Genomic DNA, 23906 nt, shown 5'->3' on the forward strand with positions numbered 1-23906 from the left:
TTCAGCGCGGGCGGGTAAAGAATTCCTCAACCGCGGCAATGACCGTGCCAACCGCCCCGTCCGGCATGTGCGGACCGATCGGCAGACTCAGCACCTCGTCGGCGAGCCGCTCCGAGACCGGCAGCGCCCGCGCCGCCGCCGGCCCGCCCGCGTAGGCGGGGGAGCGGTGCACCGCCACCGGATAGTGGATCAGCGCCTCGACCCCGCGGCCGGCCAGATGCAGCCGCAGCTCCTCCCGCCGCGCCGAGCGCACCACGAACAGATGCCACACCGGCCGCGCCCGGGAACAGGCCGCGGGCGGCAGCCCCAAGTCCGGGAACCGGCCGCCGCCGAGCTCGCGCAGATACCGCTCCGCGACCGCCGACCGCCGCGCGTTCCACTCGTCCAGCACCGGCAGCTTCACCCGCAGGATCGCCGCCTGCAATTCGTCCAGCCGCGCGTTGGCCCCCACCACCTCGTGCCGGTACTTCACCAGCGAACCGTGGTTGCGCAGCAGCCGGATCCGGTGCGCGAGCGCGGCGTCCGAGGTGACCACCGCACCGCCGTCACCCATCGCCCCCAGATTCTTGCCCGGGTAGAAACTGAACGCGACCGTGGAATCGCCCGCCCCCACCCGGCGCCCGTCCAGCACCGCGCCCGGCGCCTGCGCCGCGTCCTCCACCACGGCCAGCCCGTGCCGGGCCGCGACCTCCTTGATCGCCCGCAGATCCGCCGGATACCCGTACAGATGCACCGGCAGCACCGCCCGGGTCCGCGCGGTGACCGCCGCCGCCACCCGCGCCGGATCGAGCGTGCCGGTCACCGGATCCGGCTCGGCCGCCACCGGCCGCGCCCCGGCGGCCGACACCGCGAACCAGGTCGCCGCGAAGGTGTGCCCCGGCACGATCACCTCATCGCCCGGGCCGATCCCCAGCCCCCGCAGAATCAGCTCCAGCGCCGCCGCCCCACTGCTCACCGACACACAGTGCGCCCCGCCGCAGTACGCCGCGAACTCCTCCTCGAACGCCTCCACCTCGGGCCCCAGCACGTACCACCCCGAACGCGTCACCCGCTCCCAGGCCGCGTCGATACCGGGCTTCAGCTCCGCGTAGGGAGCGCGAAGATCGAGGAAGGGGACCGTGATGTCCATACCGTGGCTTCCCTTGCTGTGTCGTCGTCATCGTCACCGTCGTGTCGTGCCCGCCGTGCGGTACGGACGTACGGTCCCGCCGCGCCTCCGTACCGGCGAGTGCGTGTACCTCCCGGCGCCGGGGGTGCCCCCTGCCGGACACGGGCCGTGCGGGGAGCGAGTGCCCGCGACGGCCCGCCGGACCCGGGAGACCGGTACCGCGTCGTACGGACTCGGTCCGTACCCGGGGCTCCCCGGCGTGCCCGGGGGCGGTCGTGTCCGTGTTCCGCGCGGGGCCGGGGGTGCCCTCTGCCGGACACGGGCAGGTGCCCGGTCCGGGCCCCGGGGTGCCGGCACCGTGCCGCACGGGATCCGTCCGAGTCCGAAACCCCCCGCGCGTATGCGTACTTCTCCGTGTCGCGCCGGGGAAGCGCCCGCCGCACCCGGCCGGTGCGGAGACCCGCGACAGCCCGCCGGCCCCGCCACCCGCCGTGCCCTTCCCCGTATCCGGCTGGTCCCGGGTCTCCCGGCGCGGTCCGGTTCCCGCGTGGCCGCGGCACCGCCGGTTCGGGGGCGTCCGTGCCGGGCCGGTGAATCCGCCGTACGGACTCCCGGGCCGGACCGGGTCCGTGTCCGGAGTGCCCGGGTGCCGACCGTACCGGCACCGGGGCCGGTGGCCCGTGCCGTTCCCGCGGGGGCGCGACCGCCGCCGGTGCGGAACCTCCCGGACCGGCGGCGGTCCGCGGCGCCCCTGCCGGGCGGAGCCACCGCCCCGGCCCGAGGTGACCACCGCGCCCCTGCCGGGCGGAGCCGCCCCTCTCGGACCGGTGGCCGTCGTACCGGCCGCCGGTACGGAGCTCCCCGCACGGGTCCGGGTACGGGTCCGTCCGGGTCGCGCGGAAGGCTTTCCGGGCGGGCCCGTGCCCGCCGCTGTGCGAACTCCCGGGCCTGGCGCGGCCGGTGTCCCGTGGGGCCGGTGCGCCCGCCCGTACGGCCGCCGCGCCGACCGGCCGGGGTGCGGGGGCCGCCGGTGGTGCTTCCGGGGGAGGAGTCCGTGCGGGGAGCCGCCGCTCCCGGGGCGGGTCGGTCCGGGGCTCTGCCGGGTGCGGGCCGGCGGGGCTGGCAAAGGCTCTGTACCGGCCAGTTCCCGGGGCGCCCGGGGGCCGCCGGCGGCCGGGCGGCGGGCCCGCCGCGCGGGCCGCGCGCCGGGGCCGCAACTCCCTGGCGGAGCCCGGCGCGTGCCCGGGGTGACCGGGCCGCGGCAGGGGTGCGCGGGGAGCGCCGTGCGGAGTGTTCCGCCCGGTCAGCGGCGCGGCCAGCCGATGTCCTCGGGGCCGGAGCCGGGGCCGCCGGAGGCGCGGGACGTGTGCACCGCGGGCATGGCGGAGAGGCGGACAACGCGAAGGAAAGTACGCATGGCGTCTCCTCGGGAACGAGTGGTCGAACTCGGCCGAGACGGCGAGTTCGCGACGCCTGGAACCTAATGGAGCCGCACTGGAGTGGCAATGAATTGCCAGACTTTGGCAACTCGATGGCGGGGCCCGTTACGGCGGGTCCGGGGCCCGAGGGGGAGCGGCGGACGCCGTCCGGGCACACGCGCGCACCCGTACGGCACGGTGCCGTACGGGTGCGGGTGCGCGCGGACAGGGCCGCGGCCGGCCGGCGGCGCGGTGGCGGGGGTGGTCTCAGGCGGCGCTCCCGTCCAGGGGGCGGACGCGACGGCGGGCGCACAGCTGCCGGACCAGCGCGACCTGGTCGCCCAGATTCCGGCGGGACAGCTCGTGTGCCGTCACCTTCACCCCGAACTCCTGGCAGATCCGCCGGGCCAGCCGGGTGACCAGGAGGGAGTCCCCGCCGCGGGCGAAGAAGTCGGAGTGGCCGGTGAGGCCGCCCGAACGGCGCAGCAGCTCGCACCAGGTGGCGACCATGAACTCGCGCACCGCACACTCCTCCGTGCCGGCCGCGGGCACCGGGCCGCCTTCCCGGGGGGTGCCCAGGGCCGGTCCGGCGAAGGGATAGCCGGGCAGGTGCACCAGCCCTCCGCCGGCGCACAGCCGCGCCAGGTCGAGAGGCTGTCCCAGGGTCCACAGTGCGCCGAGCGCGGACAGCAGCCCCTCATCCGCCCCCGCGGGGCCGTGCGGGCCGCCGGGGGAGAGCGCGACGGCGGTCAGCCCGGCCGCCGAGGCCATGGCGGACAGCGTCCCCGCGGGCCCGAATTCGAGCGCCACGGCGTCGGGATGGCGCCGCGCCACGGCGGCCGGTGTCGCGGCGGTGTCCGCCCCGGCCGGGCCGCGGGCCGTCACCAGCCGGGCCGCCTCCTCCAGGCCGATCTCCCCGGCCAGCACGGCGGCCACGATGCCGCCCAGGCCGCGCCCGACCAGCGCCGCCGGGCGCACGCCGAGCCCGGTGAGCGCGGTGGCCGCCGCGTACTGGAGCGCGAAGGCCCCCGGGTCCCGGCCGAAGGCCGCGCGGCAGGCGTCCAGCGCGTCGGCGAATCCGGGCAGCACGGCGGCGTACCGCCCGGCCGCGCCGGGCGGCGGGGTGTCGCCGTCCGGCAGCAGGAAGACCACGGGCGCGGGCCGCCCCCGCCGGGAGCGGCCCCGCCGCACCCCGGTGCCGTCGGTCAGCCGCCGGGCGATCTCCTCGCTCGAACGGCCGGTCACCGCCAGCCGTTCGGTGAGCCTGGCGCGGCCGGTGGCCAGGGTGCGGGCCACATCGGCGGCGAGCGGGGCATGCGCGGTCAGATGCGCGGCGAGCCGCGCCGCCGAGCGGGACAGCGCCTCCGGGTCCGCGGCGGAGAGCACGATCAGATGCTCGCGCCCGGCGCCGGCCGGCCGCGCCCCGGACAGCGGGGGCGCCTGCTCGACCAGGACATGGGCGCGGGCGTCGCCCACCCGGGCGCGCCGCGGCGGCGCGCCGGCCCCGGGGGGCTCGGGCGATCCGGGGGAGGGGAGGGCGTCGCCGGCCTCGGCCGTCATGCCCTCGCGCACCACCAGCAGCGCCTCCACCAGCGCGGCCAGCCCGGCGGTGTCGTCCGGGCCGCTCCCGCTCACCTCTCCGCCGCGGGCCGGGCCGCCCGGTATCACGCCGGTCCGGCCGCCGCCCGCGCCGCGGATCACTCCGTGCGGCTGCGGGCCCTCGGCCCGCAGCTCGCTCAGCCGCCGCAGCACCACACAGGCCGCGCCCGCGGTGTGCCCGTCGTCGTCCGGCGCGCCGCCGGTGCCGCCGGCGACCACCACGGACTGGTCGCACTCGCCGGTCAGCAGCGCCTGGACGGCCGCCTGCACGGCGACCAGCGCCGAGGAACCGGCGGCCGGGAAGTCCTGCGCGGGTCCGGTGAGGCCGAGTTCGTACGCGATGCGCCGGGCGGCCCGGCCCGGCGCGCCGCCGCCCGCGGCCGGTGCCGCGTACACCCCGGTCGTCCGGGCCTCGCGGTACGGCGCCGACCCGGAGTCCTCCAGTGCCCTCCAGACGGCCTCCAGCATGAGCCGGTGCGGGCGTTCGCCGGCCGGGCTGGCCGCCCGCCACCGGGCGGACATGCCGGTGACGGCGATGTCAGGGGAATAGTCGCGGGTCATCTACGCCGCCTCCTGGTTGGCATCGGCGACGGCGATCCCGCGTCGCGGACACTGATTGCCAACCAAAAATAGGCCATTGGCAGACCTCTAGGCAACGACTTGCCAAAAAGACAGTCCGTCAGGACCGCACGTGATGAACGCCTTTACTGTGAACATCGCTGCTCGGAAGGGTTCCGGCGGGTGAAAATGTTTGCCAGAACCAGAGCTGGTTGGCTAACCTTTGGCACATGCGGGTTGAAACCTGTGACACCGAAGCGGCAAGATGGTGAGACTCCGAGCATCCCGGTACGCCGATCCCGCCGTCCGTCCCTACTGCTGAGGGCAAACACGTGTTGGAGCAGCCATCCTTCGGGCGCCGGCTCAGGAAACTGAGGACCGAACGAGGTCTCGCGCAGGCCGCCCTCGCCGGCGACGGCATGTCGACCGGCTATCTGTCGCGCCTGGAGTCGGGGGCCCGGCAGCCGACGGAGCGTGCCGTGACCTATCTGGCCGCCCGGCTCGGGATCAATCCGGCCGACTTCGAGGAGTCCGGGGCCGCCTCGCTGGCCCAGAGCCTGACCATCGCCGCGTCGCTGGACTCCGACGACACCGGTGAACTGCTGGCCGAGGCGCTGAAGTCGGCCCAGGAGCAGGACCCCCTGCTGCGCTGGCAGAGCCTGTGGCTGCTGGCCCAGTGGAAGCGCCGCCGCAGCGAACACGCCGAGGAGCGTGCCCACCTCGATGAGCTCGTCGCCCTCGGCGACGAGATCGGCCTGCCCGAACTGCGCGCCCGGGGGCTAACCCAGCTCGCCCGGTCCATGCGCGCCTCCGGCGAGATAACCTCCGCGATCGAGGCCGCCGGCACGGCCCACCGGCTGGCCCGCGACAGCCGGCTCTCCCGCCAGGACACCGCCACCGCGCTGCTGGTGCTGGTCTCCGTGGAGGCCGAGGCCGGCCGGCTGCCCGAGGCGCGCCGGCATGCCGACGAGCTGACCGGGCTCGTCGCCGGCCGGTCCGACGCCCTGTGGGCCGAGGCCATGTGGACCGCCGCCGCGGTCCGGGTCCGCCAGGGCGAGTTCGCCCCCGCGCAGGGCCTCCTGGAACAGGCCCTGGACCGCTTCGACAGCCGGGAGAATCTCACCCTCTGGCTCCGGCTGCGGGTGGCCGCCGCCCGGCTGCACCTCCAGAAGTTCCCGCCGGAGCCCGGCATCGCCCAGCGCTATGTCGACGCCGCCGAGGCCGGCTTCCCCTTCGCCGGCACGCCCGCCCTCGGCCAGGAGCTCACCGCGCTGGGCGCCGAACTCGCCTTCCTGGAGGGCCGCGTCGGCGACTCCCGCGCCCTGCTCGACCGCCTGGCCTGCTCCGATCTGCGCATGACCTACCGGGACCGGGTCCGCCTGGACATCCTCGACTGCCGCCTGCACATCGTGGAGGGCGACGAGGAGGAGGGCCTGAGCGGTCTGCAGAAGCTGGCCGTCGAGGCCCAGGAGACCGGCAGCATCGACCTGGCCGCCGACATCTGGCGGCTCACCGCCGAGTCCCTGGTCCAGGCCCGCGGCAAGTCCCGCGACCCCGGCGCCGCCTGACCCCGGGACCGGCGGGCTACGCTCCCGGCCGCCAGTCGAAGGGGAAGTGCTTGCTGGACCCGCCGCGGTACTCGCGGGAGAAGTCGAAGCCCTCGGCGCGGTCCTCGCTCACCACGCCCCAGGTCGCGACCTGGCCCGGACCCACCTCCGCCCCGGGGGCGTTGACCAGCTGCACCCGGCGCGCGGGGTCGGAGGTGGGGCCCGTCAGCGCGGTGGCGCCCACACTCACCCGGTCGGAGACGGTCGCCCGCCAGTACGCCAGATCCGGCGCGGCCTCGAAGCGGATCGGGGCGTACCGCACGCCGCGCACCTCGCTGATCAGTGAGCCGAAGGTGCCCGGCCACCCCCCGGCACGGCCGCGGAAGATCTCCTCCAGGGCGTCCCGCTGTGCCGCCGTCCCCTTCTCGTCGATGTAGAACATCGCCGCCATCGTGGCGTCCGGGTCGTTCACCCACATGTTCCCGGCGAACTCGCCGAGCGCCACGACACCCAGGCCGTCCAGGCGCACATCGCCGAAATGCCCCTCGTGGATCTGCCACACGAGCGTGAACAGACAGGCGCCGTCCGTCGGAGCCTGCGCGAAGGTGCAGGGGCAGGGCATCGAGCAGCTGCACACGTCGAACCACTCGCCCTTGAGGTGCCAGTCCGTACCGCTCATCACGGTTCCCCTTTCTCGATACCCCGATGGGGTATTCGCCTGAAGGGAGGCTAGCCCGCCGTCCGGCATCCCGTCAAATACCCATGGGGGGTATCCAGTCGGGCGGGGGACGACACCAACAGGCCCCGCCGGGGCAGCGGTTCGGACCCGGCCCCGGACCCCGGCCGGCCGCGTCCCGCCACCCGCGAACCCCGGAAGCCCGCCCCCGGAAGCCCGCTGCCCCGCCCCCGGGAGCCCGCCGCCCCGCCCCCGGAAGCGCCGCCGTCCCGTCGGCGGAAGCGCGGTCGCCCCGCCCCGGCCGCGTACAAGCGACCGCCCGGCTCCGCACGCAGAGAGACGCCCGGCACCCCGCCCCGCCCCAAGCATGGAAGGACAGCCACCGCCCGGCACACGGGAGGGAAGAGAATGCGCACCACGCATCAGCAGCCCCCGGACATCGCCGAGAGCGCCCGCGGCCCGGCCGGCGGGCGGGACGATCCCGCCCCGCCCCCCGCCCACGGCGCCCCCGCCTACAGCGCCGCCGCCGCGCAGACCGCGGCCACCGCCCTCGTCCAGCTCTTCGTGCAGCACTTCACCGGCACGCCGCCGGAACGCACCCCGCCGCCGCGCCCCGCCTGCACCTGCGGCGTCCCGCCCGCCGCGATCCCCCCGCCGCCCGCCGAAGGGACCGGCCGCCGCGCCGCCGCCGCGTCCCGGTGAGCAGAGCAGCCGGGAGGATGCGCCCGCCCGCCGCCGCCGGGCAGGCTCGTATCCGTCCTCCGCGGGACCCGTGACCGGCCGCCGCCGCGCGGCCGGCCGCCACTCCCGCGGCCGGTGATCCGCGACGCGCCGCGCAGACCGCCGCCGTCGCACTCCAGGAGGTGGCGATGAGGTCGCTCGTGCGGATGGTGCTGCGCGGCTCGCTCCGGCGGATCCGCTACATCCGGGCCGTTCCGCCCGGCTCGGCAGAGCCCGCGGTCGCCCGTGTCTACGCCCAGGCGCGGAGCGACTTCGGAGTCGTCGCCCCGCCCACCGCCCTGCACTCGCCGGCGCCGCGCTCGCTCGCCGCGAGCTGGCTGCTGCTGCGCGAGACGCTGCTGGCCGAGGGAGCGGTCAGCCGCGCGGCCAAGGAGGCGGTCGCCACCGCCGTGTCCCGGGCCAACACCTGCCCGTACTGCGTCGAGGTCCACCGGGCCAAACTCGACACCCTGCCCGCCGACCCCGGCGCCGCCGACCCCCGGCTCACCGCCTGGGCGTCCGCCGCCGGCCGGGGGGAGCCCGCCGAACCGCCCTTCACCCCGGACCTCGCCCCCGAGATCTGCGGAGTGGCCGTCACCTTCCACTACCTCAACCGCATGGCCGCCGTCTTCCTCGACGACTCACCGGTGCCCGCCTTCGCCCCGGACTTCCTGCGCGGACCCCTGATGCGCACCGTCGTCCGGGGCATGCGGGCCGACTCGCCCCGCCGCCTGGCACCGGGACTCTCCCTGGACCTGCTGCCCGCCGCACCGCTGCCGCCCGGGCTCTCCTGGGCCCTGCCCGCCCCCCATGTCGCCCAGGCCCTCGCCCGCGCCGCCGCCGCCGTCGAACGCGGCGCCCGCTCCGTGCCCGAGGACGCCAAGGAGCGGCTGCGCACCCGGCTCGCCGAGTGGGACGGGACACCGCCCGGGGTCAGCCGCGCCTGGCTCGGCCCCGCCGCCGGGGACCTGCCCGCGGCCCGCCTCGCCCTGCTGACGGCCCTCGCCCCCTACCAGGTCACCGAGGACGACATCGCCGCCTTCCGCCGGGACCACCCCACCGACCGGGAGCTGATCGAGCTCACCTCCTGGGCGGCGCTGACCACCGCCCTGCACATCGGCAGCCGGCTGACCCCCGCGCCGCGCCCCTGACCGCGCCGGGACCCGGACACCCGGGTCCCGGCCGCCGCGGCGGGCGGTACCGGGCCCCGGAACCGGGTCCCGCCGCGCGGGTGTTCAGAACTCGCGCATCCCCACGAACCAGCCCCGCCCGTTCGGCCCGCCCGCGACGTACTCCACCGAGCACCCCGCCCGGCAGAACGCCGCCTCGTACTGGTCCTGCCCGAACAGCGACACCATGTACTCGTCCGTGGCATGGCTCAGCCCCGCCCCCGGATCGGAGACGGCGTAATGGACCGTCACCCGGGACCGGTCGCCCACCCGCGCCGAGTGCGACAGCCGCGCCACGGTCCGCCCCGCCCCGCCGACCACATCGGCCTTCACATACCCGTCGATGAACGTCTCGGGGAACCACCAGGGCTCGATCACGATCACCCCGCCGACCTCCACATGGGCGGCGAAGCTCCGCAGCGCCGCCTCCAGCCCCCCGACCGACCCCGCATGCCCGATGGAACTGAACATGCACGTCACCACATCGAAGGTGCGGCCCAGCGCGAACTCCCGCATATCCCCCTGGTGCAGCGGCACACCCGGCAGCCGGCCCCGGGCCACGTCCAGCATCCCCGCCGACAGCTCCAGCCCCTGCACCTCCCCGAACAGCACCCGGAACGCCTCCAGATGCGCCCCCGTGCCACAGGCCACGTCCAGCAGCGACACGGCCTCCGGGAAACGGTCCACGACCAGCTCGCGCACCTCCTTCGCATCACCCGCGCAGTCCCGGCCGCGCCCCAGATAGACCTCGTCGTAGACGGCTGCGACTTTCTGCTCGTACATGCGGTACTCCAGGATGTGGGAAGGAAACGTGCGACCCCCGGCGGGTCAATCCCGCCGGGGGAGTGGTGGTGCACCGGGTCCGGCGGCGCCCGTCAGCGCTTTCGCCACACGGACACATCGGTGTCCAGGACTTCGAACCGGCGGCCCCGCCCGCCCACCACCGCGAGCTCGTCCGACTCCGTCACCAGGTCGAACACACCGTCGAGCAGCGGCCGGAAGCCGTCCTCACCGCCCGGCCCGGCTATCAGCAGCAGCCCGCCCGAGCCCAGGAACGCGTCCGAGCCGGTGAACTGACCCAGCAGCGCCGCCGGATCACCGGGCAGCCCCAGCGGATCGGCCAGCAGCACCGCGTCGAAGCGGCCCAGCTCCGCCGGGAGCGCATGGCTCTCGGCGACCGCGAAGGAGACCCGGCAGCCCTCGGCCGCCCGGGGCGCCCGTGCCTCCAGCACCGCCCCGTCCCCGTCGCCCTCGCCCGAACCGCCGCGCCCGTAGGTCACCGTCTCACCGAGCGCCAGCCGCCCGGCCGCCTCCACACACTCCGGACTCGGGTCCACGCCCACCGTCTCCGGCACCCCGGACCGGGCGAGCGTGAAGGTCCCGCCGCCCACGGCACAGCCCACGTCCAGGATCCGCCCCGGCCGCGCACCGGCCCGCTCCGCCTCCCTCAGCAGCGCCGCCGCCATCCGCTGCGGGAACGCGTGCGCCGCCATCAGCGGATGGTCCTCCCGGCCGAAGGTCTCCCCGGCACTGCCGCAGTGCATCAGCAGCGCCCGCTCCAGCCGCTCCCGCGCCGCGCGCGCGTCCGCCGGCGCGGCCGACCGCACCGCCCCGGTCACCGCCGGGGCGGTCACCTCCGCGGGGGCGATCAGCCGGATCCCCGACTGCTGGAGGAAGTGCGGACGGAAGTGGAACCGCGACCAGATGCTCGCCTCGTCACCCGTGCTGACGAACGCGCCGCCCAGGATCATGTGATGCCTGCCGTCGAAGCAGGGGGTGCTGAAATCCTCGTAGTAGGGGTGGACGGCGAAGGACTCCAGCGGATTGAAGGTGTCCTCGCACAGCGTCCACAGATTGCCCGCCGCGTCGTGCACCCCCTGACCCGTCGGCGGCGCGTGGTCCACCGGCGACTCCGACCCCCAGGCGAGGTTGAGATTGACCCCCTCGCGGCGGAAGGCGGCACCGTCGCCGCGCATCACCGGGTCGTCCGCCGGCCCCGGCTCCGCGGGCAGCTCCCGCGTCAGCCGGTGCTCGGCCTCGGTCGGCAGCCGGTAGGCCCGGCCGTCCCGCGCCCCGCGCCAGGCGCAGTACGCCTTGGCCTCGTGGTAGTTGACACACGCCGGCCAGTCCCACGGCATGTCGATCTCCTCGAAGGTGGTCCGCAGCCGGTACGAGTGCAGACCGCTGGGCCCCTCCGGCACCCAGAACTGCGGCCACTTGGCATTGCGGAAGGCCCGCCAGTTCCAGCCCTCCGGCGACCACAGCTCCGGCCGCCGGTAACCGCCGTCGGCGACGAACTCGTGATACTCGCCATTGCTCACCATGTACCGGGAGGTCTCGAAGCCGGCGACCTCCACCTCCCGGCTGCCGTACTCGTTGTCCCAGCCGAAGGAGGGGAAGTCGGCCGGCTTGCCCAGCCGCACCGCACCGCCCGCGATCGGCACCATCGCGTTCCGGGGAACGGACCCCTCGGCCGGCTTGCCGCCGCTGCCGGTCCGCCGCATCGGCGCCGGCGCCGGCCACGAGGGATGCGCCGACACCAGCCGCACCGGCAGCTCGCGGATCAGCACCGAACTGGTCTCCAGATGGATGCGGTCGTGCTCGAAGGCGAGGAACAGCGCCCACGCCGGATCGTCCATCGTCACCGGACGGCCCAGCTCGGGAGCGAACCGCATCGTCTCGATCACCCCGCGCACCAGCCGGTACACCGTCGCCCGGTACGCGTGCACCTCGGACACCGAGGGCCACACCATCTCGTTCTTCGACAGGTCGTCCCACGACATCTCGTCGACACCGGTCTCCAGGACATCCTCGAGATACGCGTCGACCGGATCGGCCAGCAGCCCGCTCACCCGCAGCTTGTTGACGTACAGCGTCGCCGGGTGTCCGTAGTAGAAGATCATCGGGTGCCGCAGGTTGTGCGCCGGCGGCCGGTAGAACGCCTCCGCCGTCTGCAACCCCGCGAACAGCGACTCCGTCAGCGCCCACGAGTTGTCGAAGTACTCCAGCGCCCCCTCACGGGTGCACACCGACAGATCCGGCAGCGCCAGCGAGGTCAGACACCCGTCCGTCCCCGCGCCCGGACACTGCCCCGCCACCGGCAGGGCGCCGGTGAACCACCACGAGCCGCGCGGCCCCGCGAGCCGCTTGTCCTCGTGCCTGGTGACATTGATCTCCCACGGCTCTGCCACAACGGTCGTCATCGGTTCCGGCCTTTCTCGCAGGGCGAATCTTGCGGAAAAAGGGAAGAGACGACCGCGTCACGGGGTCTGGTCCGTCCCCCTCCCGCCAGACGCTGCCATCCCCGGGACCCGCCCGGCATCTTCAGGATTGCGCCACCCGCGCGAACCCCCGCGAAACCGCGCGGACGCCGCCATCGCACACCGGCGCCCGCGCGGGGGCCCGCCCGCCGCGCGGGCGCCCGTCCCCGCTCCCGCCGCCCTCACCCCGCCAGCGGCGTACTGACGTTGGCCACCACCCGCCAGCGCCCCCGCTCGTGCGTGAACGACAGCACCGACATGAACCGCTCGGTGTGCCCCCACTCCGGCACGGACAGCGTCGAGTTCAGCACCAGCACCGCCGTGTCGCACCCCGCCACCGTCCGCCGCACCTCACGGAACTCGCTGGTGAAATCGAGCGTGAACAGCCCCGCGAACAGCTCCCCGACCGACGCCGCGCCCTGATGGTACGAACCGTCCGGATCGACCTTGACCGCGTCGCTCCGGTAGTGCGCCATCAGCCGGCCCACATCCCGCGCGTCGAAGGCCCGGTTGTACCGCTCCCACATGCCCGCCAGCTCCGCCCGGCACCCGGCGGCCCGCCCCCTCTCCCCGCCGTCCCCCGAACCCGCCCGCGCCTGCCCCGCCGTCCCCCAGAGCAACGCCGTGACCAGCACCGCCGAACCGATTCTCCGTGCCTGCACACGCCTCGCCATGGTGTTCCCCTCGGTTGGTGATCGATGTCCCGCGGCCCGCCGCGCCGGCGCCGCGACTCGGCAATCCAGAAGATGCCCGGCGCCATACCGGATGCGACGGTCAGATGCGGGAAGGACGGGGGCGGAGCGGAAAGCCGCCGCTTTTCCCCGGGGCCCGAGAGTAAACGGACAACGACGCCAATGGGGAATACATGTACGGCAAAGAATTCGCTGACATCTACGTCGCGTTCTACGAAGGCACCGGAAAGGACTACACGGCCGAGGCGAAAGAAGTCCACCAGCTCATCACCGAACGCCACCCCGGCGCCGGCTCACTTCTCGACACCGCCTGCGGCACCGGACCCCATCTGCGCGCCTTCCGCGACCTCTTCGGCCATGTCGAGGGCGTCGAGCTGTCCGCCGCGATGGTCGCGGGCGCCCGCGAACACCTCCCCACCGTCCCCGTCCACCAGGGAGACATCCGCGACTTCGAGCTGAACCGCACCTTCTCCGCCGTGACCTGCATGTTCAGCTCGATCGGCCATGTCGGCTCCACCGCGGAACTGGACGCCACGCTCCAGCGCTTCGCCGCCCATCTGGAACCCGGCGGAGTGATCGTGATCGAGCCCTGGTGGTTCCCCGACACCTTCCTCGAGGGGTACGCCGGCGGCGGCACCGCCACCGACGGGCCGCGCGTCATCGCCCGCCTCTCGCACACCACCCGAAAAGGCCGCGAAACCCGGGTCACCGTCCACATCGCCGTCACCGACCCGGAAACCGGAATTCACCACTTCACCGACGACTACCCGCTCCACCTCTTCGAGCGCTCCGAATACGAAGCGGCATTCCGCGGCGCCGGCTGCACCGTCGAATACCTTCCCGGCAGCGGAGCCCTCGGCCGCGGACTCTTCGTCGGCACCCGCACATGAGCACCCCGGCCCGCACCGCGACGCCCCCCGGCACCGCACCGCCCCCCGGCACCGCACCGCCCCGGGGCGACGCCCCGGGCCGGGGCACCCCGCCCGCCGGCCAATCACCCGGCCAATTGCCCGGCCAATCCGCCGGCCGGCCCGCCCCGCCCGCTGGCCGGCACCTCCCGCCGCCGGGCGGATTCACCCCGCCCCGCGGCGGGGTCAAACGCACCCCGGGCGACCTCGCCCTCCTCGGCGGCCCGCCCGCCTTCCCGCACCCCCTCACCGTCGGCCGTCCCAACCCCGTCGACCGCACCCGCCTCTTCCAGCGCCTCACCTGGGCCCTGGACAACCAGTGGCACTCCAACGGAGGCCCGCTCTCCCTCGAGTTCGAGGCCCGGGTCGCCGACCTCGCCGGCACCCGCCACGCCGTGGCCACCTGCAACGCCACCAGCGCCCTCCAGCTCCTGTTCCGCGCCCTGGACCTCTCCGGCGAGATCATCATGCCCTCGCTGACCTTCGCCGCCACCGCGCACGCCGCCCAATGGCTCGGCCTCACCCCGGTCTTCGTCGACACCGACCCCCGCACCGGACTCATCGACCCCCGCCTCGCCCGCGCCGCCATCACCCCCGACACCGCCGCCGTCGTCGGCGTCCACCTCTGGGGCCGGCCCTGCGACGCCCGCGCCCTGGAGAAGACCGCCGCCGACCACGGCCTGCCCCTCCTCCTCGACGCCGCCCACGCCCTCGGCTGCACCCTGGACGGCACCCCCGTCGGCGGCTTCGGCGCCGCCGAGGTCTTCAGCTTCCACGCCACCAAGATCGTCGGCGCCTTCGAGGGCGGCGCCGTCGTCACCGACGACGAAGACCTCGCCCGCCGCGTACGCGCCCTGGCCAACTTCGGCAAGGGCCTGGAGCACGTCTCCGCGGCCGGCGGCACCAACGCCAAGATGAGCGAGGCCGCCGCCGCCATGGGCCTCACCTCCCTCGACGCCCTGCCCCGCCACATCGCCGACAACCACGACCGCCACCGCGTCTACCGCGAGGAACTCGACGGCGTCCCCGGCATCACCCTGCTCCCCTTCGACCCCGCCGAGCGCCACAACCACCAGTACGTCGTCATCGACATCGACCCCGAGCGCACCGGCATCGGCCGCGATCTGCTCCTGGACCTCCTGCGCGCCGAGAACGCCCTGGTCCTGCCCCCGATCGGCGCACCCCCCTGCCACCTCCTGGAGCCCTACCGCTCCACCCGCCCGGTCTCCCTCCCGCACACCGAGGCCCTCACCGCCCGGGTGCTCTCGCTCCCCACCGGACCCACCGCCGCACCCGAGGGCATCCGCCGGCTCTGCGAGATCGTGCGGTTCGCCGTGGCCCACGGCGCCGAACTGACCCGGCGGTGCCGCACCCCGAGGACGGAGTCCCGATGAACACCACCACCGCCGCGCCCCCGGCCGCGGCCGCCCGGACCGTCGAGAACTGCGCGGCCCCCGGCGCCGACCTCCGCGACGCCGCCGAAGCGCTCCGGCACCTGTCCGCCGCACCCCGCCCGCCCGCCCCCGGCGACCCGGCCCCCGCCGGCCGGGCCCCCTACGGCGTGACCGCCCCGTACGCCCGCCATCTCGTCGCCCTCGCCCACTCCTTCGGCAGCCGCCCCTTCACCCCGCTGGAGACCGTACGCCGGGAACTGGGCACCGGCCGCGACACCTTCCGCTCCCTCCTGGGCCACTTCCACCGCATCCCCGAACTGCGCACCGCCGTCCTCGGCGGACCCGCCGGAAAGTACTGGGCCAACACCGTCCTGCCGCTGGAGTCCAGAGGCGTCATCGACGCCATCCTCCGCAACATCCCCGCGGTCCCCGACATCGTCGCCCTCTACCCCGGCCCCACCTGCATGTTCCGCTGCCACTTCTGCGTACGCGTCACCGGCGCCCGCTACGACGGCTCGATCCTCGCCGACGGCAACGCACGGCTCGCCGCCGTCATCGACGAACTGCCCGCGGACAACCCCCACCGGATGTACATCTCCGGCGGCCTGGAACCCCTCACCAATCCCGGCCTCGGCGCCCTCGTCCACCGCGCCGCCGCCCGCGGCTTCCGCCTCACCCTCTACACCAACTCCTTCGCCCTCACCGAGCGGACCCTGACCCGCCAGCCGGGCCTGTGGGACCTGCACGCCATCCGCACCTCCCTCTACGGCCTCAGCGACCGGGACTACCAGGCCACCACCGGCAAGGCCGGCGGCTTCACCCGCGTCCGCGCCAACCTCCTGCGCCTCCAGGAACTGCGCGCCGCCCAGGACAACCCCCTGCGCCTGGGCCTCAGCCACATCGTCCTGCCCGGCCGCGCCGCCCGGCTGCCCGAACTCATCGACTTCATCGCCGAACTCGACGCCGCCGCCCCCGGCCGCCCGATCGACTTCCTCAATCTGCGCGAGGACTACAGCGGCCGCCCCGACGGCAGGATCAGCCCCGCCGAACGCGCCGAACTCCGCGACGCGCTGGCCGCCTTCGAGGAACGGGCCGCCGCCCGCACCCCCGCCCTCGCGATCGACTACGGATACGCGCTCCAGAGCCTGCGCACCGGAACGGACGCCGAACTCATCCGCATCCTGCCCGCCGACATGCGCCCCACCGCCCACCCGCAGGCATCGGTCCAGATCGACCTGCTCGGCGATGTGTACGCCTACCGGGAGGCGGGCTTCCCGGGCCTGGCCGGCGCCCCGCGCTACATCCTGGGCCGGGTCGGTCCCGGCAATCCGCTCTCCCGGGTCGTCGACCGCTTCGTGACCGGCGGCACCCGCATCACCCCCGCCGACGGCGACCACTTCTTCCTGGACGGATTCGACCAGGTGGTCACCGCCCGCCTCAACCAGACCGAGGCCGACCTCGCCGCCGGCTGGGGCCCGGACCGCGGCTTCCTGCGCTGAACCGGCCCGCCGGCCGGCGGCGCGCGAGCGGGGGGCGGATCACCGCCCCCGCTCTCCCGCGCGCGCCGCCCTCACTTCCGCACGGCCGCCTCCGGCTGTGGCCCCGGCTGCGGTTCCGGGGCCGGGGCCGGCTGTGCGGCCGGCCCCCAGACCCTGCGGTGCACGGCCAGCCGGTGCTCCTCCTCCGGCGTCGTCTCCACCCGCGCCATCGTCCACCGCAGCAGCGGCGGCGCCATCAGCGAGGTGGCGATCGCCACCAGGATCACGATCGTGTACGAGGCCGGATTCAGCACCCCCATCCGCAGCCCGGCGGTGGCGATCACCACCTCGATCACCCCCCGCGCATTGAGCGCCGCCCCCAGCGCCAGCCCCTCCCAGCGGCTCAGCCGCCCGGCCATCGCCCCCAGGAACGCCCCCGCGAACTTGCCCGCCACCGCGATCACCAGCACCACCACCGCGGGCACCGCGAACCGGGTGTCCGCCAGCGCGGTCAGATCGATCCGCAGCCCCGCGGTCGCGAAGAACAGCGGCGCCAGCACACAGGTCAGCACCCGGTCCAGCGGCGCCAGCGGCGTCAGATCGGCCCGGCCGCCCGCCCCGCCCCCCGTGTCCCGTGTCCCGTCCCGGCCGCCGGTGCGCACCGAACCGATCGCCACCCCGCAGGCGAACGCGCCCACGATCGCCTCCAGCCCCAGCGCCGCACTCCCCGCGGCCGACAGCAGGATCAGCACCACCACCGAGGTCAGCACCGTCCCGGCACCCCGGGCCCGCCCCAGCACCAGCCGCGCCAGCGGCCGCACCACCCACACCGCACCGGCCACCGCCACCGCCAGCATCACCACCGACCGCACCACATCGCCCGTGTGCAGCCCGGAGGCCGCCATCGCCGACAGCAGCGACAGCATCAGCCAGCCGCACACATCGTCGAAGACCGCGGCCGTCAGCGTCAGCTGGCCCACCCGGCGGTGCAGCATGTTCAGATCCGTCAGGGTCCGGGCGATCACCGGAATCGCGCTGACACACATCGCCACACCCATGAAGAGGGCGAAGACCCACGGACTCCCGTTCGGCCCGGCCAGCGCCCGCGGCAGCAGCAGCCCGCACGCCACCCCGCCGGCCAGCGGCACCAGCAGACCGCCCAGACTCACCTTCAGCGCGGTACCGCGCTGCCGTCTGACCAGCCCGGGATCGATCTGCGCACCCGCCAGCGCCACCAGGAACAGCACTCCCAGCAGCCCCACGGATTCCAGCAGATGCATCTGGCCGCCCTCGCGCGGGAAGAGCCACCCGGAGAGCGCCGGCGCGGCATGGCCCAGCACGGAGGGACCCAGCAGCAGCCCCGCGGTCAGCTCCCCGACCAGCGCCGGCATCCGCCACCGGACCGCCAGCGACCCCAGCGCCACGGCCAGTGCCAGCAGCACACCGACCTGCACCAGAAACACCAGCACCACATCCGGGGCGAGCGGCGCCACCTGCTCCACAGCCACGATCGCCGTCAACTCCCTCCGCAGCCACCGCCGTACCCCGGCACCGCCATTCTCGGACCGCCCCGCACCGCGCGCTTCTCCTGACATGCGCGGTTCGCGGCGGCCGGTGACGGCCGCGGAGGGAGGGGGAGCCGGGACCGGTCAGCCGGCGGTACGGGCCGCCTCCCCCAGCACCACGGGCAGCGCGGTGACGTCATTGCCGATGAACGAGCGCTGCGGCTCGATCCCGTCCGCCCCGCCCGCGAGCGCGAGCCGGGGGAAGCGGCCGAACAGCGCGGGCAGCGCCACCTCGGCCTCCAGCCGCCCCAGCGCCGCCCCGAGGCAGTAGTGGACCCCGTGCCCGAAGGCCAGATGCTCCTTGTCCGCGCGGCGCGGGTCGAAGACCTCCGGATCGCCGTGCACACCGGGATCCCGGCCGTGCGCCCCGAAGGCGATGATCATCGTCTCGCCCGCCCGGATCACGACCCCCTCCCCGAGATCGATGTCCTGCGTCGCCCACCGCAGCGGCATGTGCATCACCGGGGGATGCAGCCGCAGCGTCTCCTCGACCGCGCCGGACCACGGCTCCGCCCCGGCCAGCGCCGCGTCCAGCCGGTCGCGGTGGAGCAGCAGTTCGCGCACCGCGTTGCCGATGAGGGCGATCGCGGTCTGGCTGCCCGCCCCGATCATCAGCAGCAGAGTGGAGAGCAGCTCCTCCTCGCTGAGCCGGTCCGCGTCCTCCGCCCGGGTGGTGAGCAGCAGACTCGTCATGTCGTCGCCGGGATTGCGGCGCTTGAAACCGATGAGCCGGCGCGCCCCGGCGATCAGATCGCGGGTCATCACCGCCGCCTCCTCCACCGAGGCGCCGGTGTCCGCCACGGCCTGCGCCACCCGGAGCATCTCGGGCCGCTGCCCGTCCGGGACCCCGAAGAGATCGCAGATCACCCGGGTCGGCACCGGATACACGAACTCCGCCCGCAGATCCACCGGCTCATCGGCCGGCCGCTTCTCCAGCGCGTCCAGCAGACCCCCGACGATCGCCTCGACCAGCGGACGCATGGCCTCGATCCGGCGGGGGGCGAACGCCGGGGCGATCAGCTTCCGCAGCCGGGTGTGGTCCTGCCCCTCGGAGGTGAACATCGACTCCACGTCCACCCAGGGGAAGAGCCAGTTGACCGCGCCCGGCCGGTACCCCGGCACCGACTTGCGCGGATCCCGGGAGACTCCCGGATGCGTCAGTAACCGCTTGACGACATCGCCGCGGGTCACCGACCACGCCACCACGTCCTCGGGGAGCCGGACACGCACGGCCGGACCGGCCTTCCTCAGCCGGTCCACCTGCTCGTACATCCGGGCGCCGCCGGCGCTCTCCAGGGTCGCGACGGAGCCGGTGCCGGGACAGTGCGGGCTGGTCATGAAGTACCTCCCGTGACAGGGACGAGTTCTGCGGATGTGCCGGGCGGGGCGCGGGTGCCCCGCGCACCCATGAAAGTCCACCTCTCCCGCCGGCACCAGACCGCCCGCACCCGCGGCCGTCACCCCCGCGCGTCCCCGCCCCGCCGCCCGTCCCGCTCCTCGTCCTGTTCCGCGAGTCTGCGGAACAGGGTCCAGCTGGTCTCGTTCGGCTCGCTCCACGACTCGGGCGCATGCGCGAACTCCGGCCGGTGCGCGGCGATGTGGGACCGGATCCGCCCGGGCACCTCGGACCAGGACCCCAGCTTCCGGCCCCGGCAGTGGTAGACCAGCCCGCCCGGCCGCCGGCCCTGCTCCATCCAGGGCAGCCAGGGCGACATCCGCGTCCACGACATCGTGCTCTCCACCCGCGGCGCCGAGGTGCCCAGCACCCCGGCGGGGGCGAAGAACTGGAAGAGCTCCAGCGCCCGGTAGGTGTCGTCCGCCGAATGCGCGGGGAACTCCGCCACCGGCAGCGGCGAGGGGTACTCCAGCGGTATCTCCAGACTGAAACAGACCTGGTCCCCCAGCTCCGCACAGGGAATCGGGAAGGGCCGCAGCCGCTGGTTCGCCGGATCGTTCCAGACATGGATCACCGGCTTCCCCTCCCAGGTCCCGAGAATCTCCCGGCTCACCGGATCCAGCAGGAAAGCGGCCTCCCGCGACAGCAGCCGGTACCCGTCGCCGTCCGGCACCAGGCGGGCCACATTGACCCCCTCGAACCCGAACAGACGCCGGTACGGCTCGCCCGGCCCCCAGGAGTGGACGTCCCCCGTCCAGTGAAAGGTCACCTCGCTGCCGTCGAGCGCGGCACGGGTGCGGCCGAATGCCTGAAGGAGTTCGGCTGGTGTCATACGGATACCTCTTCCCGGGAGAACGGGCCGCTCCGGCGGAACACGGCCCCCGCGACCACCCGGGCCGGCCGGACGGACGCCCGGCCCACGCTACCCATCCGGCCCGCGCCCGCCGCGCCCCGGCCCGGCACGGGAGCACGCCCCGCCGCCCGGCGGCCGAACTCACCGCGCACCGGCGGGAAATGGGAGAACGCCGGGGGAATGAGCACCGCCCCGGAGGTGGTTGAGCGGGCATGACTTCACCCGCAGCCAACCGACTGGGCCGTATCGGCATCTGGACCGCCGAGCTCAACTCGACGGAGCCCGCCCACCGGGCACAGATCACCGAGGCCGCCGCCGAACTGGAGGAACTCGGATACGGCACCGTCTGGCTCGGCAGCGGCCCCCCGCTCGCCGCCGTCACCGCGGTCCTCGGCGCCACCGAGCGGATCACGGCCGCCACCGGAATCCTCAGCATCTGGTCCCACGAGGCCAAGGACCTGGCGGCCTTCACCGCGGAGACCGAGCGGAGGACCCCCGGCCGCTTCGTCCTGGGCCTCGGGGTCAGCCACGGCCCGCTCGCCCCCCGGTACGCCAAGCCCTACACCAGGATGACCGCCTACCTCGGCGAACTCGACGACGCGCCCGAGCCCGTACCGGCACAGAACCGGATCCTGGCCGCCCTCGGCCCCCGGATGCTCCGGCTGGCCGCCGAGCGCGCACTGGGCGCCCACCCGTATCTGGTCACCTCCGGATACATCGCCGAGGCCCGCTCCCTGCTCGGCCCCGGAGCGCTCCTCGCGCCGGAGCTGATGGTGATCCTCGACACCGACCCCGACCGGGCCCGCGCCACCGCCCGCGACGCGCTCGCCTTCTATCTCACCCTGCCCAACTACAGCGGGAATCTGCTCCGGCTGGGCTTCGCGGAGAGCGACTTCGACGGCGGCGGCAGCGACCGGCTGCTGGACGCCCTCTTCGCCCTCGGCGACACCGAACACGCCGCCGCCCGCGTCGGGGAGTTCCTGGCCGCGGGCGCGGACCATGTCTGTGTGCAGGTCCTCTCCGCCGGCGGGGACGGCGTCGTGCCGTCCAGGGCGGCCTGGCGCGAGCTGGCCGAGGCCCTCCCGCTCGGCTGAGCCGGGGCACCGGCGGGGCGAGTCGCCCGCCCCGCCGGTGCCGTCCGTCAGACCTCGGTCATCACCTGGTCCAGCGACTTGCGCACCAGATCCGGCACCTCGCAGTCGGGCGCCGGATAACCGACCGGGATGACGGCGAACGCCTTCTCGTTCGCCGGGCGTCCGAGCACCTCGGAGAGGAAACGCATCGGACTCGGGGTGTGCACCAGCGCGGCCAGCCCCGACAGATGCAGGGCGCTGAGCAGCATCCCGACCGCGATCCCCACGGACTCGTCGACGTAGTAGTGCTTGCGCTTGGTGCCGTCCTCGCCGAGCCAGTAGCGCTGCTGGAAGACCACGATCAGCGCGGGCGCGTCCGTCAGATGGGGCTTGACCTCGTCGGTGCCCAGCGGCCGCAGGGCGGCCAGCCACTCGTCCCCGAGCCGGCCGTCGTAGGAGACGCGCTCCTCGTCCTCGGCCGCCTCCCGGATTCGCCGCCGCACCGCGGCGTCCCGGACCAGGACGAAGGTCCAGGGCTGCTGATGGGCGCCGGACGGCGCGGTGGCCGCGCAGGCGATGGCGTCCCGGACCGCCTGGAGCGGCACCGGGTCGGGGGCGAACTGCCGCACCGTGCGCCGCTCGTCCATCCTGGCGCGCAGCTCCGCCGCGCGGGACAGTGACTGCGTGGGGGAGATCCGGTCCGGACGGTAGGGAACGGGACGGTAGGGGTCGCCGTGCGTGGGGGTCCAGCGTCGCGTCGATATGACCATGGGGCGAGTGTGCCCGGCTTGAACGCCGCGGGGGAGAGGGCGATCCGTCTTTCCCGCCCGCCGCCGCGGCCGTACGCTCCTGTCCGCACCGCGACCCGGCCCCCGCGGCCCGTCGCGGCGGGGGCGGGAACCCCGGGTCACCGCGGCGGCGTCCCCGCCTCCGGACACCCGGTTCCGCCGGACCCCGCCCGGCCCGGCGCAGGAAGGGGCACGACATGCCACCCGCCACCGCCGGGACCGTACCGCCCGAGTGCCCCCGGCACACCGCCGGGTCCGCCGCCCCGATCCCGGCACCCGGGCCACCGCCCCTCCCACCGCCTCTCCCGCCGCCCGTGCCGCGCCCGGACGGCGGGACCCGCCCGCCGCACCGCGCACCCGCCGCCCGCCGGATCCCCCCGCTCCCCGTCCGCCCGCCCCGGACCGCTCCCGTACGGAGGCAACCGCATGCTGCTCACGACCGCCGTCCTCGTCCATCTCGTCCTCGTCGCCACCTCCCTCACGCTGATCGGCGCGGAACGGCTCTCCCGCCGCACCGCGCGCCCCGCCCCGGCCGGGCCGGGGCCCCGGATGCCCGAGGTGTACGAGGCCGCCTTCCTCGCCGGCGGGCCCGGCCGGGTCGCGGACACCGCGCTCGCCGTGATGCACACGGACGGGCGGCTGGTGATCGGCGGGCCGGGGATCGTCTCGGTGGCCCGCGAGGTGGCCGGCGACCCGGTCGAGCGGGAGGTGATCGAGTGCCGGGCCGCCGCGCCGGACGGCTCGCTCGCCACGCTGCGCCGGGCGGTGGCGGCCACCGGCACCGTGCAGGGGATCGGCGACTCGCTCGCCGCGCGCGGACTGATGGCGCCGGCCGGCCGGGGCCGGGCACGGGCGCGCGCGGCGGCCGTCGCCCAGCGCCGGCTCTGCGCGACGGCCATTCCCGTCGCGGTCGCGGTGACCGCCGCGGCCCGGGCCGGCGACTGGCCGCGCCCCGGAACACCGTTCGCCGTCCTGGTCCTGCCCGTGCTCATCGCCGGCCTCGTGGCGGGATCCTTCGTCGCGCGCCGGGCCGGGAGCAGACTCACCGCGGAGGGGGAGGAGATGCTCGCCGACGGGCGCAAGCGGCACCGGGCGTCGTACGACCCGGCGCGCACGGTCGCGCTGAAGGGCCCGCGCGCGGTCCCGGACCCGGCGGCCGGGGCCCTGCTGATCGCCGCCGCCGCGATACCCCTCGCCCTCGCGGCGGCGCCCGCGGCGGCCACCGCCGCCGTCGCCGCCCCCGTGTGGTGCGGCGGCGGGGGCGGCTCGGGCTGCGGCGCCGCGAACACCGCGAACCCGGCGGACACCTCGGCCACCGCGGACCCGCCGGATTCGGCGAGTACGGCGGACACCACGGGCGGCGACGGAGGCGACGGCGACGGCGCGAGCTGCGGCGGCTGCGGGGGCTGCGGCTGCGGCTGACCCCCGGCCCCGCCCCGCGCCCGGCCGCCGGGCGCCGTGAAGTCACCGAGGGGCCGCGGGTGTCCGGGTTCCGCGCGGGGTGGGATGCACCGGGGTGTCGCGCCCGGCCTCGGGGCGTCGTGAAGTCACCGCCGGGCCGCGGGTGTCCGGGTTCCGCACCGGACAGGCCCCCTCCCGTGGCCCGTCGTGGCGCGGACCGGCGCCGGCCACCGCGAAGCCGCTCCGGCCCCTCCCGCCCCCGGTTCTGCGGCGGGCAGGGCAGGCACCGGGGTTGCGCGGTGG

Annotated in this window: 18 protein-coding genes; 8 read left to right on the top strand and 10 right to left on the bottom strand. The window is 75.2% G+C overall.

Translation table 11 applies throughout. The annotated features are described in order from the left end of the window. Position 1 precedes the first annotated feature (1 nt). The gene (locus tag AAFN69_RS27760) at positions 2-1129 is read right to left on the bottom strand and encodes a DegT/DnrJ/EryC1/StrS family aminotransferase (protein ID WP_347731576.1); all 1128 of its coding nucleotides are present in this window, start codon (positions 1127-1129) and stop codon (positions 2-4) included. Between the two features lie 1664 nt (positions 1130-2793). Continuing rightward, positions 2794-4686, bottom strand: coding sequence for a beta-ketoacyl synthase N-terminal-like domain-containing protein (locus tag AAFN69_RS27765; protein ID WP_347731577.1), 1893 nt, complete (start codon positions 4684-4686; stop codon positions 2794-2796). 329 nt (positions 4687-5015) lie between these two features. On the opposite strand from AAFN69_RS27765, the gene AAFN69_RS27770 reads away from it, so the two are divergent. Then, entirely contained in the window at positions 5016-6251 is a 1236-nt protein-coding gene (locus AAFN69_RS27770; protein ID WP_347731578.1) for a helix-turn-helix transcriptional regulator, read from the top strand. Between the two features lie 16 nt (positions 6252-6267). Here the strand turns inward: AAFN69_RS27770 and AAFN69_RS27775 are convergent, their stop codons facing one another. After that, positions 6268-6909, bottom strand: a complete 642-nt coding sequence (locus AAFN69_RS27775) for a DUF1326 domain-containing protein (RefSeq protein WP_347731579.1) — start codon at positions 6907-6909, stop codon at positions 6268-6270. 405 nt (positions 6910-7314) lie between these two features. Between AAFN69_RS27775 and AAFN69_RS27780 the strand changes: the two genes are divergently transcribed. Together AAFN69_RS27780 and AAFN69_RS27785 are read left to right on the top strand one after the other, a co-directional pair. Then, on the top strand, positions 7315-7608 hold the full coding sequence (locus AAFN69_RS27780; RefSeq protein ID WP_347731580.1) for a hypothetical protein: 294 nt from the start codon (positions 7315-7317) through the stop codon (positions 7606-7608). 167 nt (positions 7609-7775) lie between these two features. Continuing rightward, positions 7776-8777, top strand: coding sequence for a carboxymuconolactone decarboxylase family protein (locus AAFN69_RS27785; RefSeq protein WP_347731581.1), 1002 nt, complete (start codon positions 7776-7778; stop codon positions 8775-8777). 84 nt (positions 8778-8861) lie between these two features. Here AAFN69_RS27785 and AAFN69_RS27790 read toward each other — a convergent pair whose 3' ends face one another. From AAFN69_RS27790 to AAFN69_RS27800, 3 genes are all read right to left on the bottom strand, one after another. Next, the gene (locus AAFN69_RS27790; protein ID WP_347731582.1) at positions 8862-9578 is read right to left on the bottom strand and encodes a class I SAM-dependent methyltransferase; all 717 of its coding nucleotides are present in this window, start codon (positions 9576-9578) and stop codon (positions 8862-8864) included. 92 nt (positions 9579-9670) lie between these two features. Next, entirely contained in the window at positions 9671-11998 is a 2328-nt protein-coding gene (gene ovoA, locus AAFN69_RS27795) for a 5-histidylcysteine sulfoxide synthase (RefSeq protein ID WP_347731583.1), read from the bottom strand. Positions 11999-12237: 239 nt separating this feature from the next. Next, complete coding sequence (locus AAFN69_RS27800; RefSeq protein WP_347731584.1) at positions 12238-12729, bottom strand: nuclear transport factor 2 family protein; 492 nt, start codon at positions 12727-12729, stop codon at positions 12238-12240. 191 nt (positions 12730-12920) lie between these two features. Here AAFN69_RS27800 and AAFN69_RS27805 point away from each other — a divergent pair, with 191 nt between their 5' ends. The 3 genes from AAFN69_RS27805 (at position 12921) to desII (ending at position 16548) form a co-directional block, all read left to right on the top strand. Further along, complete coding sequence (locus tag AAFN69_RS27805) at positions 12921-13637, top strand: class I SAM-dependent methyltransferase (RefSeq protein ID WP_347731585.1); 717 nt, start codon at positions 12921-12923, stop codon at positions 13635-13637. A gap of 116 nt (positions 13638-13753) precedes the next feature. Then, on the top strand, positions 13754-15049 hold the full coding sequence (locus AAFN69_RS27810) for an aminotransferase class I/II-fold pyridoxal phosphate-dependent enzyme (protein WP_347731586.1): 1296 nt from the start codon (positions 13754-13756) through the stop codon (positions 15047-15049). Then, positions 15046-16548 (top strand): dTDP-4-amino-4,6-dideoxy-D-glucose ammonia-lyase, encoded by a 1503-nt coding sequence (gene desII / locus AAFN69_RS27815; RefSeq protein ID WP_347731587.1) that lies wholly within the window; start codon positions 15046-15048, stop codon positions 16546-16548. Before AAFN69_RS27810 ends, desII begins: the two co-directional genes overlap by 4 nt. Positions 16549-16619: 71 nt before the next feature. Here desII and AAFN69_RS27820 read toward each other — a convergent pair whose 3' ends face one another. From AAFN69_RS27820 to AAFN69_RS27830, 3 genes are all read right to left on the bottom strand, one after another. Next, positions 16620-18035: a cation:proton antiporter gene (locus AAFN69_RS27820; protein WP_347731588.1), complete on the bottom strand. Its 1416-nt coding sequence runs from the start codon at positions 18033-18035 to the stop codon at positions 16620-16622. 141 nt (positions 18036-18176) lie between these two features. Beyond that, positions 18177-19430, bottom strand: coding sequence for a cytochrome P450 (locus AAFN69_RS27825; RefSeq protein ID WP_347731589.1), 1254 nt, complete (start codon positions 19428-19430; stop codon positions 18177-18179). Positions 19431-19549: 119 nt separating this feature from the next. Further along, a complete protein-coding gene (locus tag AAFN69_RS27830) occupies positions 19550-20320 on the bottom strand; it encodes a DUF1838 family protein (RefSeq protein WP_347731590.1) in 771 nt (256 codons plus the stop codon). A gap of 233 nt (positions 20321-20553) precedes the next feature. Between AAFN69_RS27830 and AAFN69_RS27835 the strand changes: the two genes are divergently transcribed. After that, on the top strand, positions 20554-21435 hold the full coding sequence (locus AAFN69_RS27835; protein WP_347731591.1) for an LLM class F420-dependent oxidoreductase: 882 nt from the start codon (positions 20554-20556) through the stop codon (positions 21433-21435). A gap of 47 nt (positions 21436-21482) precedes the next feature. On the opposite strand, the gene AAFN69_RS27840 is transcribed toward AAFN69_RS27835, so the two are convergent. Beyond that, positions 21483-22184: a nitroreductase family protein gene (locus AAFN69_RS27840; protein ID WP_347731592.1), complete on the bottom strand. Its 702-nt coding sequence runs from the start codon at positions 22182-22184 to the stop codon at positions 21483-21485. Positions 22185-22628: 444 nt separating this feature from the next. Here AAFN69_RS27840 and AAFN69_RS27845 point away from each other — a divergent pair, with 444 nt between their 5' ends. Continuing rightward, complete coding sequence (locus AAFN69_RS27845; RefSeq protein ID WP_347731593.1) at positions 22629-23624, top strand: TIGR04222 domain-containing membrane protein; 996 nt, start codon at positions 22629-22631, stop codon at positions 23622-23624. Positions 23625-23906: the final 282 nt, after the last annotated feature.

Source organism: Streptomyces sp. CAU 1734, from assembly GCF_039888735.1.
Classification (GTDB): domain Bacteria; phylum Actinomycetota; class Actinomycetes; order Streptomycetales; family Streptomycetaceae; genus Streptomyces.